We start from the raw sequence: 15,199 nt of genomic DNA on the forward strand, positions 1-15,199 counted from the left end.
TGTTGCCGCGCTGCGCAAGACCCATCGCGCACGATGGTGAAGATCTTCACTCGAATCCGCACTTCCGGCCAGTCATCGGCGTCCGGACGCCGACCGTCATCGTCGCCGCGCCGCTATCCGGTTGACGCGGCCGCCTGCTGTCGGCGACTGTCAACGTCGTGGGACACCTCGAGGTTGCCGGCATCAGCTACTCGCTCGCCGACGGGCGGCCGCTGCTCGCCGACATCAGTTTCCGTCTGGGGCAGGGCAGCGTGACGGCCGTCATCGGGCCGAACGGGACCGGCAAGACCACGCTGCTGCGGATCATCACCGGTGAACTGGACGCGGAGGACGGGGCGATCACCCGTTCCGGGGGGCTCGGCGTGATGCCGCAGTTCATCGGATCGGTGCGGGACGAATCGACCGTCCGGGACCTGTTGCTGACCGTGTCACCGCCGCCGATCCGGAAGGTGGCGGCGGAGATCGACGCGGCGGAGCTGGAGATGATGACGTTGGACGGGGGACCGGACGACGACCGGAAATCGATCGTCTACGCGCAAGCCCTGGCCGACTGGGCGGACGTGCACGGTTACGAGCAGGAGAACGCGTTCGACTTCGCCTGCGTGGCCGCGCTGGGAATCCCCTACGACCGGGCGAAGTTCCGGGCCGTCACCAGCCTTTCCGGCGGCGAGCAGAAGCGGCTGGTGCTGGAGCTGCTGCTCGCCGGGCCGCAGGAGACGCTGCTGCTGGACGAGCCGGACAACTACCTCGACGTGCCGGGCAAGATCTGGCTGGAGGGCAAGCTGTCCGAGACCACCAAGGCCGTCCTGCTGATCAGCCATGATCGCGAGTTGCTGGCCAGGGCCGCCGACCGCATCGTGACGCTGGAACCCGGTGTCGCAGGCGCGGTCTCGTGGGTGCACGGCGGTTCGTTCGCCACCTACCACCAGGCCAGGATCGACCGGAACTCCCGCTTGGAGGAGTTGCGCCGCCGCTGGGACGAGGAGCACGCGAAGCTCAAGGCCCTGGTGCTGATGTACAAGACCAAGGCGGCTTTCATGGACAGCCTCGCCTCCCGGTACCAGGCGGCCAAGACCAGGCTGTTCAAGTTCGAGGAGGCCGGCCCGCCCGAGGAACTGCCGCTGAGCCAGCAGGTCACCATGCGGCTCAAGGGCGGGCGGACGGCCAAGCGGGCGGTGGTCTGCACGAAGCTGGAACTGACCGGTCTGATGCAGCCGTTCGATCTGGAGATCTTCTACGGCGAGCGGTTGGCCGTCCTGGGCGCCAACGGGTCCGGGAAGTCGCATTTCCTGCGACTGCTGGCCGCCGGCGGTTCCGACCCGGACATCGAGCACCAGCCGGTCGGCGATGCCCCGGTCGATCCGGTACGCCACACCGGGACGGTGGTGCTCGGCTCGCGGGTGCGGCCCGGCTACTTCCGGCAGACGCACTCCCACCCGGAGCTGTCCGGGAGGACGCTGCTGGAGATCCTGCACCGCGGTGACGACCATCGGTCCGGGATGGGACGTGAGCAGGCGGCCAGGGCGCTGGACCGGTACGGCCTGGCCAGGTCGGGGGAGCAGACCTTCGACACGCTGTCCGGTGGCCAGCAGGCGCGCCTGCAGATCCTGCTGCTCGAGCTTTCCGGCGCCACCCTGCTGTTGCTGGACGAGCCGACCGACAACCTTGATCTGCATTCCGCGGAGTCCCTCGAGCAGGCCCTGGACGCCTTCGACGGGTCGGTGGTCGCGGTCACCCACGACCGGACCTTCGCCAGGACCTTCGACGCGTTCCTGGTCTTCGACACCGGTGGCGAGGTCGCCAGGTACGACGAACCGCGGTGGGAGGTCTCCCGGGTGCAGCGGGCCCGTTGAACCAGGATCGTCGGACGACTGCCCGCGTGCCACGATGAACCGGTGATCGACACTCGGAGCAGCCGGCGGGGTCCGGCGGCACAGCGCGGCCGGACCGCGATCCCGGTGCGCCGTAGACCGGTCGAGGGCCCCGGTTCCGTACGGGGGCCGGTACCGAGATTCGCGGGCCTGCTGACCTCGGCCGGCTGGTTCACCGTGCTGGTGGCGGCCGCGGCGCTGCTGGTGAACGTCATCGGCACCAGGGTGACGGAGCCGGGTGCGGTGATCGGGATCGCGTCGCCGCCGTGGATCGTCCGGATCGGGGTGCCTGCCGTCCGGACGCTGCTCGACCTCGGGGCGGTGGCCGCGGCCGGGCTCTCCCTGCTGTCCAAGCTGGTCGGATTCGACCGTCCCGAACGCACCGAGGCCGTCATCCGCCGGGCCCGCCGGTATGCGGTGTGGGCGTCGGGGGTGTGGGGTGTCGCGGCGCTCGTCTCGATCGTCCTGCTGTCGGTCGAACTCGACCCGACGCAGACCGTCACGCTCGCCTCGGTCTGGTCGTACGTCACGAACATCGCGGCCGGGAAGGGCCTGCTGATGTCGGCCGGCTGCGCGGCGCTGTCCTTCTGGCTGGCCAGGTTGGCCGTCCGCCACGGCGAGAAGGTTCCCGCGGAACTGCGCATCGGCATCGCACTGTTCGGGTTGCTCCCGCTCCCGCTCACCGGCCACGCGGCGAACTGGTACTACCACGACCTGTCGATGGTCTCGATGGAACTCCACGTCGTCGCCGCGACCGCCTGGGCGGGGGGCCTGTTCGCGCTGGTCGTCTTCCTGGCCCGCGAGCCCGTCCTGCTGGCCCTGGCACTGCCACGGTTCTCGACGCTGGCCACCTGGTGCGTCTTCACGGTGGGTGTGACGGGTGTGTTCAACGGCCTGCTGGAGCTGGCGCTGTCACCGATCACCCACCTGCCCGGCTCGATCTTCAGCACCCGCTACGGGGTGCTGCTGCTGGCCAAGGCGTTCTGCATGGTCGTCGTCGCGGTCATCGCGGTGCACGTCCGTCGCCGTGTGCTGCCACGGGTGCTGGAGAAACGACGTCACGCGGTCGCGCTCTGGTGCGGGTGGGAGGTGATCACGCTGGGTGCGGCCTTCGGCATCGCAGTCGTGCTGACTAGGGCGTCGGTCACCACGTTCTGACCAGCCACGATGATGCCCGTCAGGTGACTGGAGCGATGACGCCCATCTCGGTGAGCAGCTCGGTGCTCGCCTGGATCTCGCGGTCGATGGCCGGAAGCGGCCACTCCGGAGAGCCCCCGAAGGCCCAGAGCCAGCACCGCTCGGCGACCCCGGCCGCAGTGTTGGCGATGGCGGTGGCGGTGGGCTTGCTGCCGTTCCACTCGATGTCGGCGGCGAGCCGGCGGGGTTCCCGCGCCATCCGGTTCCGGTGTGGCGCCTCGATGACGCGGGGTCCGGTCTCACCGCCGTGCTCGCCGAACGAGAGGTACAGCTCGAAGTCCGCCGCCGACGGGGAGCCCTGCCGGGAGGCTGTCCGGAACGCTGCGCAGGCCAGCTGGCGTACCGGTTCGTAGAGGGTGTGGTCGCCGGTGAACGGCACGTCCCGCAGAATTCGGGATCCCTCCAGCAGCACGTCGTGGGCGCCGTGCAGATCGAGGATGATCAGGGCGCTGACCAGGTCCTGGGTGGGCCGCACGGCCGAGGCCTTGAACTTGGCGATCGCGGACCGGACTGTCTTGTCGCCGGTGGGTGGGAGCTGCGCGCCCGCCGCCGCGACGAGCGCCTCCACCCGGTCGTGGACGGAGCCGGTGATCTGGTCCCACTCGGTTCTGGACGGGTGGACGATCACCGGTCCTCGCCGATCTGCACGGCCGTCACCCTGGCGCCGTTGGGAGCGGAGGCGACCTGCTCCCAGAGCTGGGACAGGACCGCCAGGTGGACGGACAGATCGCCGGCCTCGAGATTGCCGACCGTCGGCGTACCGCCGAGGAATTCCGGTACCTTTTCGCCGGCGCACTGATCGAAGGGCAGCCCGGACAACGACACCGCGGTGCGCCAGCGGTCGAAGAGATCAAATTCCAGCAATTGGAGCATCAGTGGTGTCTGGAATGCCTGCAGAAACTCGTCGGGCTCCACCACGCTCTCGACGGAATGACCATGGAGATCGAAGAACGCGACGTCGTCGGCTCCGGTTTCGGAATGGCCGGCACCGATGACCGCGAATTGCCGGCCCAGCCAGTCGAAGGCAAAAACTGCGACGTCTCCGTCCAGTTCCGGCCACATCGAGATCACCGTCTCCTGGGCGTCCACCGCTGCGGTCGAATCGTGGAAACGCAGTAGACCTCGCCCGAAGGAGCGACCACAGGCACCGATCTTCGAGAATCGATCCGCGATCAGGGGGGGAGTCCACGGACCCGCCGTGCCGATGAGATCGGAATCAATGGTCAGGCCCATCGTCCACCTCCTCCAATCTCTGTCGTGCCCTCCGGGGCCCGTGCGCCGTAGCCTCTGGTGGTGCGATGGTGGGTCTTCACCGTTCGGTGCTACCGGCGCGGAACGATCGACACGCCACCATACCTGGTGCCCTCCACGTGATCCTTGATCTGGTGGCGGATCTGGGATCCGACGCTCCGGTTCACGCTGCGATCCAGGGCCTGCACGTTCCCGAGCTCGTCACGGCCGCCGAGCTGCAGCTCGTGGATGTGGTCGACGTCCTGGTCCTTGGTGACGGCACCGTCGCCGAAAGCCTTCTTGAACCTGGACCGGAGTCCGCTCAGGCGCTCGGGATCCGTCTTCTCCAACTTGCCCTGGAGAGCCAGATCGTGCAGTTGCCGGGCCTTGGTGTCGGCTGCGGCGCGTTGGGCCGGGGACCAGGAGTTCTTGTACTTCAACGTGATGGTCGGCAGGGGGTCGGGGCCGGGGTCCGCGTACTTCGCGTCACCGGCGTTGCCGGTGACGTCCTTGCCCCCGGTCTCGGCCCGGGAGGCGGCGTTCTTCATCCCGGTCGCCTCGGTCGCGATGGTGTCGGCCTTCCTGGCCTCGCTCGCCACGTTCTCGACGGCCTTCGCATCGTGTGCGACCGTCGAGACGGCCTTGACGGCGCCGGTGGCGGCCTCCGCGCCCTTGACGGCATCGCCGGCCAGCCGTCCACCGGGAATGAGACCGACGGTGTCCATGACGATGTCGGTCCACGACCCCTGTCCGGTGGTGACCTTGACCGTGACGTCGATCAACAGGGCCGCTCCACCGGCGATCAGCGCGATCGGCCCCATGATCGGCGTCAGGCACGGGATCAGGGCCAGCAGGCCGGCGATGCCGGAGATGGTCTTGAGCACCGACGAGATCGTCTTCAACACGTCGGCGTGTTCGGAGATCCAGCCGCTCACCGAGTTCCCCAGGCGCCCCCAGAAACCCGGCGGCTCCTCGAATCTCAGACCGGCGGCCCGGTCGATCGCGTTCACGCACGTCTGGACCGCGGCGTCGTGTTCCTGGTGTACCCGGTTCGCCGCGTCGGTGGTGGCCTGCAGTGCGTTGTTCGCGCCGCTGAGCTCCGAGGACGCATCAGCGGCCTGTGGCCGGTAGGTGTCCGGGGGCAGCGTCTGCCCGGGCGTGAGCGCCTTGGTCTGCGCCTGCACGGCCGTGGTGTGCTGGGCGTCTGCCGTTTTCGCGTGGGCGACCGCATTGTTCGCCGAATCGACCTGGCTCTGCTGGTCCGAGGCCTGCGCCGAGAGCGAGGACAACCGCTGCTGCAGGGATTCCAGCGTTGCCGCGTAGTTCTGCAGTGCGGCGGCCACCGCGGACCAGGCGTCCGAGGTGGTGTCCAGATGGGGCGGGAGGTCCTGGTTCAGCTTGTCCCGGTAGGTGTCGGCCTCGTCCCCGATGAAGTCACCGGAGTCGATCCGGCGGATGTCATCGGCCGCGGATGCGGCCGATGCTGCGAACTGGGACCACCGGACCGATGACGAGCTGATCGAGCCCGCGTCACCGGTCAGCGAGAAGACCGGACCAACCACCATGACCAACACCCCGCTCGCTCGTAGCGGAGACGGACGCGGTCGGCGCCCGGCTCCTGGTTCAAGACCGTTTCTGGTTCAGGACAGCATCTGGTTCAAGACGGCATCTGGTTCAGCAGAGCCTGGTGCAGGACGACATCAGTGCGCGGTCAGCGCGTTGCGGACCTGGCCGCGCATGTCCTTGACGCCGGAAGTCGTGGAGGACAACGACTTCGACACTGCACTCAGGATGTCCTCCACCGTCTTGGCTGCGGAGTCCCACTTGGCCTGGACACCCGAATAGGTGTCCTGCTCGTCACCCTCCCAGGAGGACTTGACGCTCGCCACGAAACCGGAGAGGTCGGACAGGGACCCCTCGAGCCCCGAGATCACCGACCCCAGAGATCCCAACGACGCCTCGGCCGTTGCCTCGTTATAGGAAAAAACAGATCCACTCGCCACAACAATCATCCCCTGATCAAATCGAGAAAAACGGATTGGAAGGACTCAGAACTTGAACTTCGCGCCGTCCCAGTCGGCGGACCCGTTCGCGGCGGCCAGCGACTCGGTCATCTGGGCCTCGTAGGAGTCGTACAGACCGCCGGCATTCTTCACGTTCCCCTTGATGGAGGCCAGTGCGGCGTTCAGGTCTTTCATCGCCGCGGTCCACGCCGCCGTCAGCGATTCCCAGGACGAGTAGGACGAACCCTTCCAGTCCTGCGGGAGCGGCTCGATCGCCTGCAGGAAAGCGTTGGCCTGCGCATTCATCGATTGCTCCGACTGCTCCAAATTCGAAGCATGTACGTTCACCGCATTGTCATGGACTGCAAACTTCGGACCCATGCGAAACACCCCAATCCCGACATGACTGCCGGTGGCCTACCCACCGACTCATCCTCAGACGATAGCGAGTCGACATCGGTTCCGACCGATCCGGAGCAAAAATGTGGACGGGGGCCAGGGTTCAGCCGGCCGCGCGGCCGACGGTCGGCGCACGGGTCGGCACCTGGGCCGGCAGGGCCGGGCCGTCCAGGAATCCGCGGCTGTCCCGGCGCGGTTCGGGCGCGAATCCGACGCTGAGGTCAGGCGGCCGCGGTGAGGACGGACCGGCCGCCCGCTCGGCAAGGGCGCTCACCCCGATCCAGCTCAGGACGGCGACGGGAAGGGCGATCCAGATCGACGTCCACGAGATCGGCGGGGTCAGCAGGTGGGCGCCGCCCGCCACCGCGGCCCTGATCCGGCCGATGTCCATGTCGGCGAGGTCGGTGGGCGTGCCGGTGATCACCGTGCTCAGCCACAGCAGGCCGTCACCGATGGCGGTCAGCGCGACGGCCCCGATCGCCGCGCGCAGATACGGATTCACCCTGACCATCAGGGCCAGGTCGACCGCGGCGCCGACCGGCAGCAGCCACACCGGCAGGTAGCTCGGCGGAAAGGTGCCCAGCACCAGCAGGGGCCACATCACGCACCGGTAGAGGACGTAGCCCAGCACCACGGCCGAAGCGGTCCACCGGAAGCCGACCGTCATCCGGGCCAGCGCCAACAGCGCGACGCAGATGCCGAGAATCCAGACCGGGTAGACCCAGGGTGGGATCGGCATCGCGAAGTGCTCCAGCGCGACATCGTCCACCGGCCGGCCGAGTTGGCCTGCCGCAAAGGTCAGCAGCGACGGTTCGGCAAAGGGAGCGCCTCGCAGCCAGGAGGCGACCTCCATGACGCCGTACTCCTGTTGACCGGTCGGGAAGTAGAAGTCCTCGAAGAGGAAGGTGAACAGCGCGATCAGCCCGAACCTCCACTGCCGGGCGTAGGCCCCGTCACGGGGATACGTGCGGAAGAAGTTCCTGATGACGCCGATGACCATGATGGCCGTACCGGTGTAGAGCATCAGGTGCGAGGGTGACCAGGCCGTCAGGTCGAGGCCGTTGACGCGGTGGTTGATCACGTCGATGGGGCCGGCGACGACGAAGATCCCGGTGCCCCACTGCATGATGCGCAGCGAGCGTCGCTCGACCCCGTACCCGGTGAACGAATGCGCGAGGACGAGGCCGATCGCCGTGGCCGTGCCGATCGTGTTCAGGACGTGCGGCGGCGCGAAATCGTCACGCAGCCACTTGAAGTGCCAGGAGACGTCCCAGGACGAGCCGAGCAGTTTGAGGGCCAGCGCCACCATCCACATGCGCTGCATGAACACGGCCAGCGATTGCGGCGTGGGCCGCCCGGGTTCACCGCGCGTCCAGTAGGTCCGCATGAATCCGGAAAGACGCTGCATGGCACTGCCCTTCACTCCCGTGGACCGGGATCGCCGGCGCCGACCGGGATCGTCACCGTCGACCCGCCACCGCCGCCGCCGATCTGACCGTCGACCTGTGCAGGGTAGGGCCTTGGGCACCGTCGGCCGATGTCCGGCCCGGTCGAGCGGGTGCGGTGTCGCTCACCTCAGATCTCGTCCGGGTACCGCACGTGGACCTGGGTCTGGGCGCCCGAGCCCTCGACGGCGGTGACGTGACCACCGGCCGAACCCACCGAGATCAGCTGGTCCAGCAGATCCTCACCGCTCAGCGTCAGCTCCGTCAGGCCCGCGTACCTGTTGTCGAACGCCTCCCTGGCCTCGTGTCCGCCGGAGGTTATCTTCTGCAGCGAACCGGTCGAGGCCAGGGATCCGCGCGCGACGCCGAGGATGCCGAGCACGTCGTCCATCGCGCTGATCAGCGCCTTCCGGTTTCCCTCGCACATCGCCCTGATCAGTTCCGGACGGGTGCCGGCCACGCGCGTCCCGTCGGCGAAAGACGAGGCCGCCAGGGAGAGCGCGAGGGAGCCCCCGGCCTCCCCGACCTGGGCCAGGGCCAGGGCCAGCAGGTGGGGCAGGTGGGAGACCCTGGCCACCGCCTCGTCGTGGGCCGGCGCCTCCGCCGGGACCACCCGGCTGCCCATCCGCAGTGCGAGGTGGGCGACGTCGGCCCAGACCTGCAGGTCGGACATCTCATCGAGACAGGTGACCCAGGCGGCCCCGTCGAAGAGGGTCGCCGACCCGGCGGCCCACCCGCTGGACGCGGTGCCGGCCATCGGGTGCGAACCGATGTAACGCGCACTGGGACAAAGACTCTCGACCTGATCGGCCACCACGCCCTTGACGCTGGCCACGTCGGTCAACCTGGCCGTCGGGGCCAGTTCGCCGATGCGGGTCAGGAGGGTCTCGAAGGCGGTCAGCGGAGCCGCCAGCACGAGGAGCCCGTCCCGTTCGGCGGCACGCATGATCGTCTCGTCGAGGGTGTCGTGGACGGTGAAGCCGTCGGCGGCCGCCGCGGACCTCGTCTCCGGGCTCGGGGACCACCCGGCCACCGGGCCGAGAGGAGCGGCCGCGCGGACCAGGGACCCGCCGATCAGTCCGAGGCCGAGCACGAAGATTTCGGGCGAGGGGCTGCCATCTCCTGGACCTGTCATCTGCCCATCATTCCTGGGTTGACCTGTGTGCAGAAGCCCGCACCCCGAACTCGCGCGCCGACCGGGTTCGGTCGTCGGTCCCCCGTGATCCGCCGGTGTGCGGGCCCAGGGCCCTGGCCTGGATCGATGACCTGTGCGTGGCCCCGGGGGAAGAACCTGCGTAACGTCTGCATCCGTGACTATCGACGGGTTCGCCGCGGCCGTCGTCCGCGAGGACGGCGCTTGGAAATGCTCGCTGCTCGCCGAAGAGTTGCTGGAGGACCTGGACGGGGTGATCACCGCCCTGCGCAGGGTCGCGGCCACCGGTGCGGTCTTCGGGCTGCTCGCCGTGGACGACGAATTCTTCGTGATCGTCCGGCCGATCCCCGGTGGTGCCTCCCTGCTGCTGTCCGACGCCACCGCGGCGTTGGACTACGACCTTGCCGCCGATGTGCTCGATCTGCTGCAGATCGCAACGCCGGAAGAGGACGAGGTCGACGACGATCCGTGGCCGGAGGGCGACCTGAGCCTGCTCGCCGACCTGGGGCTGCCGGACCAGGAGATGCAGTTGATCGTCGGCGAGGCGGAACTGTATCCGGACGAGCAACTGGCACTGATCGCCCAGCGATGCGGCTTCGGTGACCAGTTCGCCGCCCTGCTGGAGAAGGCGTGAGGACTCGGCGAGGTCCGAGGGGCTAGTTCCTGCCGTGCCGGGCTTCTCGGAACTGCGACGATCGGACGAAGGTCTGATGCGGACGGCCCTGACGGTCGCCGGACGGGCCGCCTCCACCGGGGATGTCCCGATCGGTGCGCTGCTCGTCGACGCCGAGGGGAATCGGGTCGCAGCCGCGTGCAATGCCAGGGAGGCGACCGCCGACCCGACGGCGCACGCGGAGATCCTGGTGCTGCGTGCGGCGGCCGAGGTGGCCGGGACCTGGAACCTGTCCGGGTCGACGCTCGTCGTCACGGCCGAACCCTGCACCATGTGCGCGGGCGCGATGGTGCTGGCCAGGATCTCGGTGGTGGTGTTCGGATGCTGGGAGCCGAAGACCGGCGCCGCCGGTTCGCTCTGGGACGTCCTGCGTGATCGGCGCCTGACCCATCGGGTGGAGGTGCGCGGCGGAGTACTCGCCCCGGAGTGCGCCGCCCTGCTGGTGGACTTCTTCGCAGGCCGCCGCTGACCCGCTCCGCCCCGGTCATGGTCGGGATGCATCCCGGATCTCCCCTATACTTCTCGGCGGTGGCGTGTCCGAGCGGCCTAAGGAGCACGCCTCGAAAGCGTGTGAGGTGAGAGCCTCCGAGGGTTCAAATCCCTCCGCCACCGCCATAGCTCCAGACGCAGAACCCCGTGACGCCACTCGGCGCGCGGGGTTCTGTGCTGTCCGGGGGCGGACCATCCGCCCGTTTCACAGACGGCTCACTGCGAGCGTCCAGGCAGCGAACGCACTGTGGATCTCATGGCCAAACTCATCGGATCCGGACGGCCCAGGATGCGGCACCGTGTCGTCGCGTACCTGGAGTGCGCCGTCCCCACGGCCGGTCGGAGGGTGCCGCGTGCCCCCGGCGGAACCTGGCGCTGGCTGTTCGCCGATGCGGCCGGCGTGGCCGTGCCGGGCCCTCCGGTCTGCTTCACCTCCGAGCAGGTGGCCGAGAAGTGGCTTGCGTCGCAGTGTTCCCAGCTGCGGGACATCGGCGTGAGCGCGGTGACGCTGCTCGATGGTGAACACGCCGTCTACGGGCCGGCGTCGCTGCCCGCCGCCTGACGGGCCTGCTCCCCGCCCGGTGTGTCAGGCGGCGGCGTCGCTGTTGCACTACCTCGGCCGGGACCAGGCTGTGCGGCGAAGGGCTGCGCCGGTCGAGGGGTGGTCGCTGCGGCCGGGTTTGCGCCGGGCGGCTATCGGGTAGTTGACCTCTCAGGTCGCCCACGGCCACGGACGTCCGTGTCGGCGAAGAAGCAGAACGGGGTCCCATGCAGATTTCAGCCGGTATTCACCCTGCAGTGCAACAAGATCCAGCGATACCGGTGGTCGACTGGCCGGTGTTCCACAGCTGGAGTCCGGCAGACGGCGACTTCGACGGGACGGTGTTCCTGTTCGACCAGGACGGCCTGCCGGTCGCCGAGACACGCTGGAATCTGCCGACAGATGTCGCGGCGGACGAGGCTCTGGAGCGACTCGAATGGGTGCGCGCCGAGTCCTGGCACATCGACGACCGGGGGCGGCGGGTTGCTGCGGTCGTACCGCTGGAGCCGAACCGGCCGGTCGTCCTCCCGGCGCAGGGGACCTCCGGCAGATAAATCGATGTCGGAGCCGGGCAGGCCCGGCCCCGACACCCTCGTCCTTTCGTCTGGGTCCGCGTCCTGGGTCTGCGCCCTGGGTCTGCGTCCTGGGTCTGCGTCCGGGACGGCGGACAGTGGTTGGACGGCGGTTGGACGGCGCCGGTGCTCCGACCGGAGGATGGGCTTCGATCAGAGCACCGGTGCCGTGAGAACAACAGTCGTCCGCCGTCCTGTGACGCCGCAGTGCCCACCCTGGGTGCGCGCCATGTGCTGTCGGCCTGCGTCCGGTCTGCGCTGACCGGCCCGCACGATGCGCGCGGGACGTGATCAATGGAACTCGATCGGGCCCGGTGGGATGGGCGGGCACCTGGCCTGCGTTGACCGGACAGTGCCGGTCGCTGGGCGATCGGCAACCAGAAGAGGAACAAGAGGAGAAGAACATGACGAGCACGCAGAACCGTCCCGCGCAGTCCGCCGGAACCTTCAGCATCGGCGGGGACCTGCCGGTCCACCGCCTCGGCTACGGCACCATGCAGCTGCCGGGAAAGGGAGTCTGGGGTCAACCCGCCGACCATGACGAAGCCATCCACGTCTTGCGGCGCTCCATCGAGCTGGGTGTCAACCTGATCGACACGGCGGATGCCTACGGCCCGTTCGTCACCGACGCACTGATCCACGAAGCCCTCCACCCGTACTCCGACGATCTGGTGATCGCGACCAAGGTCGGTCTGACCCGGCAGGGCCCGAATGTGTGGACCCCCGTCGGCCGCCCGGCCTACCTGCGGCAGCAGGTCGAGCTGAACCTTCGCAACCTCGGGGTGGACCGCATCGATCTGCTGCAGTTGCACCGCATCGATCCCGATGTCGCACTGGAGGACCAGATCGGCGAGTTGGCCGAACTGCAGTCCGAGGGCAAGATCCGGCACATCGGCCTGTCCGAGGTCTCGGTCGAGCAGATCAAGGCGGCGGCGGCCATCGCCACGATCGTCTCGGTCCAGAACCTGTACAACCTGGCCGACCGATCGGCCGAGGACGTCCTGGACTACGCCGAGGCCAACGACATCGCCTTCATCCCGTGGTTCCCGCTGGCCACCGGCAAGCTGGCCGAGCCCGGTAGCCCGCTGGAGGAGCTCGCCGGGCAGCACGAGGTTTCCGCCTCGCAGCTGGCGTTGGCCTGGTTGCTCCGCCGGTCCCCGGTGATGCTGCCGATCCCCGGTACGTCCTTGGTGGCGCACCTGGAGGACAACGTCGCGGCAGCCCTGATCGACCTGACCGACGAGGAGTACGACGTCCTGACGAAGGCCGTCTGAGCCTGTCTGTCCCCGGCCCCTGGCGGTGTCAGCGCGGTCGTCAGTGGCGGGGGCGGTCCATGATGTGATGTGCCGGTGACTTCCTTCGCCGTCGGCACCCGTCTTCCAGGGGTGCAGGGTCGGACCGGAGTGCTCACGACCCCGCACGGGGACATCGCCACCCCGGCCTTCGTCGCGGTCGGCACCAAGGCGACGGTGAAAGCGGTTTTGCCGGAGAGCATGTCGGCGCTCGGGGCGCAGGCCGTGTTGGCCAACGCCTACCACCTGTATCTCCAACCCGGTGCCGACATCGTCGAGGCCGGGGGTGGGCTCGGCCGGTTCATGAACTGGCCGGGCCCGACCTTCACCGACAGCGGCGGATTCCAGGTCCTCTCGCTGGGCGCCGGCTTCAAGAAGGTGCTGGCGATGGACGTCAAGGGTCTGCAGTCCGACGACGTCATCGCAGCGGGAAAGACCAGGCTGGCCACCGTGGACGACGACGGGGTGACCTTCAAGTCGCACCTGGATGGCTCGAAACACCGCTTCACGCCGGAGATCTCGATGCAGATCCAGCATCGGCTCGGCGCCGACATCATCTTCGCCTTCGACGAGTGCACCACGCTGATGAACACCCGGGAGTACCAGGAGCGGTCGGTCTCCCGGACCCAGGACTGGGCCGTCCGCTGCATCGACGAACACCGCCGGCTCACCACCGACCGGGTGGGAAAGCCCTATCAGGCACTCTTCGGCGTGATCCAGGGCGCCCAGTACGAGGATCTGCGCCGGCAGGCCGTCCGGGACCTCCTTCCGCTCGGCTTCGACGGGTTCGGTATCGGCGGGGCCCTGGAGAAGGAGAATCTGGGCACCATCGTGCGCTGGTGCTGCGAGGAGATGCCGGAGACCATGCCCCGGCACCTGCTGGGCATCAGCGAACCGGACGACATCTTCACCGCCATCGAGAACGGCGCGGACACCTTCGATTGCGTCTCGCCGTCGCGGGTCGCGCGCAACGGGGCCATCTATTCACCCGACGGGCGCTACAACGTGGTGACCGCCAGGTACCGGAGAGATTTCTCGCCGCTGGCCGACGGCTGCGACTGCTACACGTGCACGCACTACACCCGGGCCTACCTGCATCACCTGTTCAAGGCCAAGGAGATGGTGTCCTGCACCCTGGCGACCATCCACAACGAACGATTCATCGTGAAACTGGTCGATGATGTGCGGCGCAGCATCGACGCCGGCCACTTCTCCGAGTTCAGGACGGACTTCCTGGGTCGTTACTACGCGGTCAGGTGCTAGACCACCGATACCGAAGGTCTGAGTCCCCGACTACGGCGGACGATCACCTTCGTTGTGGACGGTTGTGGTCGGTGGGTCGAACACCCACGGATCTCCTGAGATTTCTGTCGGGTCGAATCGGTCCAGAATTTCCGTCACGGTGACGGATCGGCCCGGTCTGATCGCCGAGATGGACCCGGCGATCAAGGTCACCACGTCCGCCGATGAGAAGCCCAGGACGCGGAGATCGGCCAGGGTCACCGCGCCGTCGCGTTTGGCCAGCCGTGCGCCGGAGGTGTTGAGCGCGAGCGGGACGTGCGCGTATCCGGGTGGGGCCAGCCCGAGCGTGTGGGCGAGGTAGGCCTGCCGGGGTGCGGAGCTCAGCAGGTCATCGCCCCGGACCACCTGGTCGATGCCCTGAGCCGCATCGTCGACCACCACGGCGAGGTTGTAGGCGAACACGCCGTCCCCGCGCCGCAGCACGACGTCATCGACCGGCCCCGTGTGGTCGCCGTGCAATTGATCGTGGACGGTCCACTGCTCGACGGCTGCGCGCAGACGGAGCGCGGGCGGCCGGCCGGAGTTCCGCCGCGCCCGCACCTGTGCCGGGGAGAGGTTCCGGCAGGTGCCCGGATAGGCGCCGTCCGGCCCGTGCGGCGCAGAGGCCGCCCGCTGGATCTCCTGACGCGTGCAGAAGCACTCGTAGACCAGTCCAGACCGTTCGAGTTGCTCGATGGCGGCCTGGTAGGCGTGGGACCGGTCGGACTGCCGGAGCACCTCGCCGTCCCAGTCCAGGCCGAGAGCGGCCAGATCGCGGAGTTGACGGTCGGCGGCCCCGGCGGCGACCCGGTCCAGATCTTCGAAGCGGAGCAGGAAGCGTCGGCCGCTCGCCCTGGCGAAGAGCCAGGCGAGCATTGCCGTCCGTAGGTTGCCCACGTGCAGGTCGCCGGAGGGGCTGGGTGCGAACCTGCCCGCGCCCCTCGTCCCACCCACGCTGGTCCCTCCCACGACTGCCCGGTCCATGTGCTGCAGGGTATTCGGCCGGCGCCACTTGCCGTGGCCGGGACGGGTACGGCCGCGATGGCCGAGCGT

At 68.5% G+C, this 15,199-nt stretch carries 16 protein-coding genes and 1 tRNA gene; 9 read left to right on the forward strand and 8 right to left on the reverse strand.

Features of this window, described 5'->3' with window-relative positions; all coding sequences use genetic code 11:
- The first annotated feature begins 158 nt into the window (after nt 1-158).
- Nucleotides 159-1,853 carry an ABC-F family ATP-binding cassette domain-containing protein gene (locus H7F38_RS06595; RefSeq protein WP_187093380.1) on the forward strand — a complete coding sequence of 565 codons (1,695 nt, stop codon included), beginning with the start codon at nt 159-161 and terminating at the stop codon, nt 1,851-1,853.
- A 42-nt stretch (nt 1,854-1,895) separates the two neighbouring features.
- Entirely contained in the window at nt 1,896-3,029 is a 1,134-nt protein-coding gene (locus H7F38_RS06600) for a copper resistance D family protein (protein ID WP_187093381.1), read from the forward strand.
- Between the two features lie 19 nt (nt 3,030-3,048).
- On the opposite strand, the gene H7F38_RS06605 is transcribed toward H7F38_RS06600, so the two are convergent.
- The 7 genes from H7F38_RS06605 to H7F38_RS06635 form a co-directional block, all read right to left on the reverse strand.
- A complete protein-coding gene (locus H7F38_RS06605; RefSeq protein WP_187093382.1) occupies nt 3,049-3,696 on the reverse strand; it encodes a hypothetical protein in 648 nt (215 codons plus the stop codon).
- On the reverse strand, nt 3,693-4,301 hold the full coding sequence (locus tag H7F38_RS06610; RefSeq protein ID WP_187093383.1) for a T6SS immunity protein Tdi1 domain-containing protein: 609 nt from the start codon (nt 4,299-4,301) through the stop codon (nt 3,693-3,695). The genes H7F38_RS06605 and H7F38_RS06610 overlap by 4 nt, the downstream gene beginning before the upstream one ends.
- Nucleotides 4,302-4,390: 89 nt before the next feature.
- Entirely contained in the window at nt 4,391-5,863 is a 1,473-nt protein-coding gene (locus tag H7F38_RS06615; RefSeq protein WP_187093384.1) for an HNH endonuclease signature motif containing protein, read from the reverse strand.
- Nucleotides 5,864-5,998: 135 nt separating this feature from the next.
- Nucleotides 5,999-6,310: a WXG100 family type VII secretion target gene (locus H7F38_RS06620; protein ID WP_187093385.1), complete on the reverse strand. Its 312-nt coding sequence runs from the start codon at nt 6,308-6,310 to the stop codon at nt 5,999-6,001.
- A 36-nt stretch (nt 6,311-6,346) separates the two neighbouring features.
- Nucleotides 6,347-6,607: a WXG100 family type VII secretion target gene (locus H7F38_RS06625; protein WP_370531304.1), complete on the reverse strand. Its 261-nt coding sequence runs from the start codon at nt 6,605-6,607 to the stop codon at nt 6,347-6,349.
- 196 nt (nt 6,608-6,803) lie between these two features.
- Entirely contained in the window at nt 6,804-8,108 is a 1,305-nt protein-coding gene (locus H7F38_RS06630; protein ID WP_187093387.1) for a hypothetical protein, read from the reverse strand.
- Between the two features lie 167 nt (nt 8,109-8,275).
- Entirely contained in the window at nt 8,276-9,280 is a 1,005-nt protein-coding gene (locus tag H7F38_RS06635) for a prephenate dehydrogenase (RefSeq protein ID WP_187093388.1), read from the reverse strand.
- 175 nt (nt 9,281-9,455) lie between these two features.
- Between H7F38_RS06635 and H7F38_RS06640 the strand changes: the two genes are divergently transcribed.
- The 7 genes from H7F38_RS06640 to tgt all read left to right on the forward strand — a co-directional run bounded on the left by H7F38_RS06640 (nt 9,456) and on the right by tgt (nt 14,128).
- Nucleotides 9,456-9,932: a tRNA adenosine deaminase-associated protein gene (locus H7F38_RS06640; RefSeq protein WP_187093389.1), complete on the forward strand. Its 477-nt coding sequence runs from the start codon at nt 9,456-9,458 to the stop codon at nt 9,930-9,932.
- 76 nt (nt 9,933-10,008) lie between these two features.
- Nucleotides 10,009-10,440: a tRNA adenosine(34) deaminase TadA gene (tadA, locus tag H7F38_RS06645; RefSeq protein WP_187094521.1), complete on the forward strand. Its 432-nt coding sequence runs from the start codon at nt 10,009-10,011 to the stop codon at nt 10,438-10,440.
- A gap of 58 nt (nt 10,441-10,498) precedes the next feature.
- A tRNA-Ser gene (locus H7F38_RS06650) sits at nt 10,499-10,586 on the forward strand.
- A gap of 130 nt (nt 10,587-10,716) precedes the next feature.
- Nucleotides 10,717-11,022, forward strand: coding sequence for a hypothetical protein (locus tag H7F38_RS06655; protein WP_222618499.1), 306 nt, complete (start codon nt 10,717-10,719; stop codon nt 11,020-11,022).
- 236 nt (nt 11,023-11,258) lie between these two features.
- Nucleotides 11,259-11,555, forward strand: coding sequence for a hypothetical protein (locus tag H7F38_RS06660; protein WP_187093390.1), 297 nt, complete (start codon nt 11,259-11,261; stop codon nt 11,553-11,555).
- A gap of 422 nt (nt 11,556-11,977) precedes the next feature.
- Nucleotides 11,978-12,847 (forward strand): aldo/keto reductase, encoded by an 870-nt coding sequence (locus H7F38_RS06665; protein WP_187093391.1) that lies wholly within the window; start codon nt 11,978-11,980, stop codon nt 12,845-12,847.
- A gap of 69 nt (nt 12,848-12,916) precedes the next feature.
- Complete coding sequence (gene tgt, locus H7F38_RS06670) at nt 12,917-14,128, forward strand: tRNA guanosine(34) transglycosylase Tgt (RefSeq protein WP_187093392.1); 1,212 nt, start codon at nt 12,917-12,919, stop codon at nt 14,126-14,128.
- 30 nt (nt 14,129-14,158) lie between these two features.
- Here the strand turns inward: tgt and gluQRS are convergent, their stop codons facing one another.
- On the reverse strand, nt 14,159-15,130 hold the full coding sequence (gene gluQRS, locus H7F38_RS06675; RefSeq protein ID WP_187093393.1) for a tRNA glutamyl-Q(34) synthetase GluQRS: 972 nt from the start codon (nt 15,128-15,130) through the stop codon (nt 14,159-14,161).
- Between the last annotated feature and the right edge of the window lie 69 nt (nt 15,131-15,199).

It is taken from the genome of Nakamurella sp. PAMC28650 (assembly GCF_014303395.1).
In the GTDB taxonomy this organism is placed as follows: Bacteria; Actinomycetota; Actinomycetes; order Mycobacteriales; family Nakamurellaceae; genus Nakamurella.

Coding starts and splice junctions, on each gene's coding strand:
- H7F38_RS06625 (WP_370531304.1), bottom strand. CDS start 6,607: ATGAATGCGCAGGCCAACGCTTTCCTGCAGGCGATCGAGCCGCTCCCG.
- H7F38_RS06665 (WP_187093391.1), top strand. CDS start 11,978: ATGACGAGCACGCAGAACCGTCCCGCGCAGTCCGCCGGAACCTTCAGC.
- H7F38_RS06610 (WP_187093383.1), bottom strand. CDS start 4,301: ATGGGCCTGACCATTGATTCCGATCTCATCGGCACGGCGGGTCCGTGG.
- H7F38_RS06635 (WP_187093388.1), bottom strand. CDS start 9,280: ATGACAGGTCCAGGAGATGGCAGCCCCTCGCCCGAAATCTTCGTGCTC.
- H7F38_RS06655 (WP_222618499.1), top strand. CDS start 10,717: ATGGCCAAACTCATCGGATCCGGACGGCCCAGGATGCGGCACCGTGTC.
- H7F38_RS06620 (WP_187093385.1), bottom strand. CDS start 6,310: ATGATTGTTGTGGCGAGTGGATCTGTTTTTTCCTATAACGAGGCAACG.
- tadA (WP_187094521.1), top strand. CDS start 10,009: ATGCGGACGGCCCTGACGGTCGCCGGACGGGCCGCCTCCACCGGGGAT.
- gluQRS (WP_187093393.1), bottom strand. CDS start 15,130: ATGGACCGGGCAGTCGTGGGAGGGACCAGCGTGGGTGGGACGAGGGGC.
- H7F38_RS06630 (WP_187093387.1), bottom strand. CDS start 8,108: ATGCAGCGTCTTTCCGGATTCATGCGGACCTACTGGACGCGCGGTGAA.
- H7F38_RS06615 (WP_187093384.1), bottom strand. CDS start 5,863: ATGGTGGTTGGTCCGGTCTTCTCGCTGACCGGTGACGCGGGCTCGATC.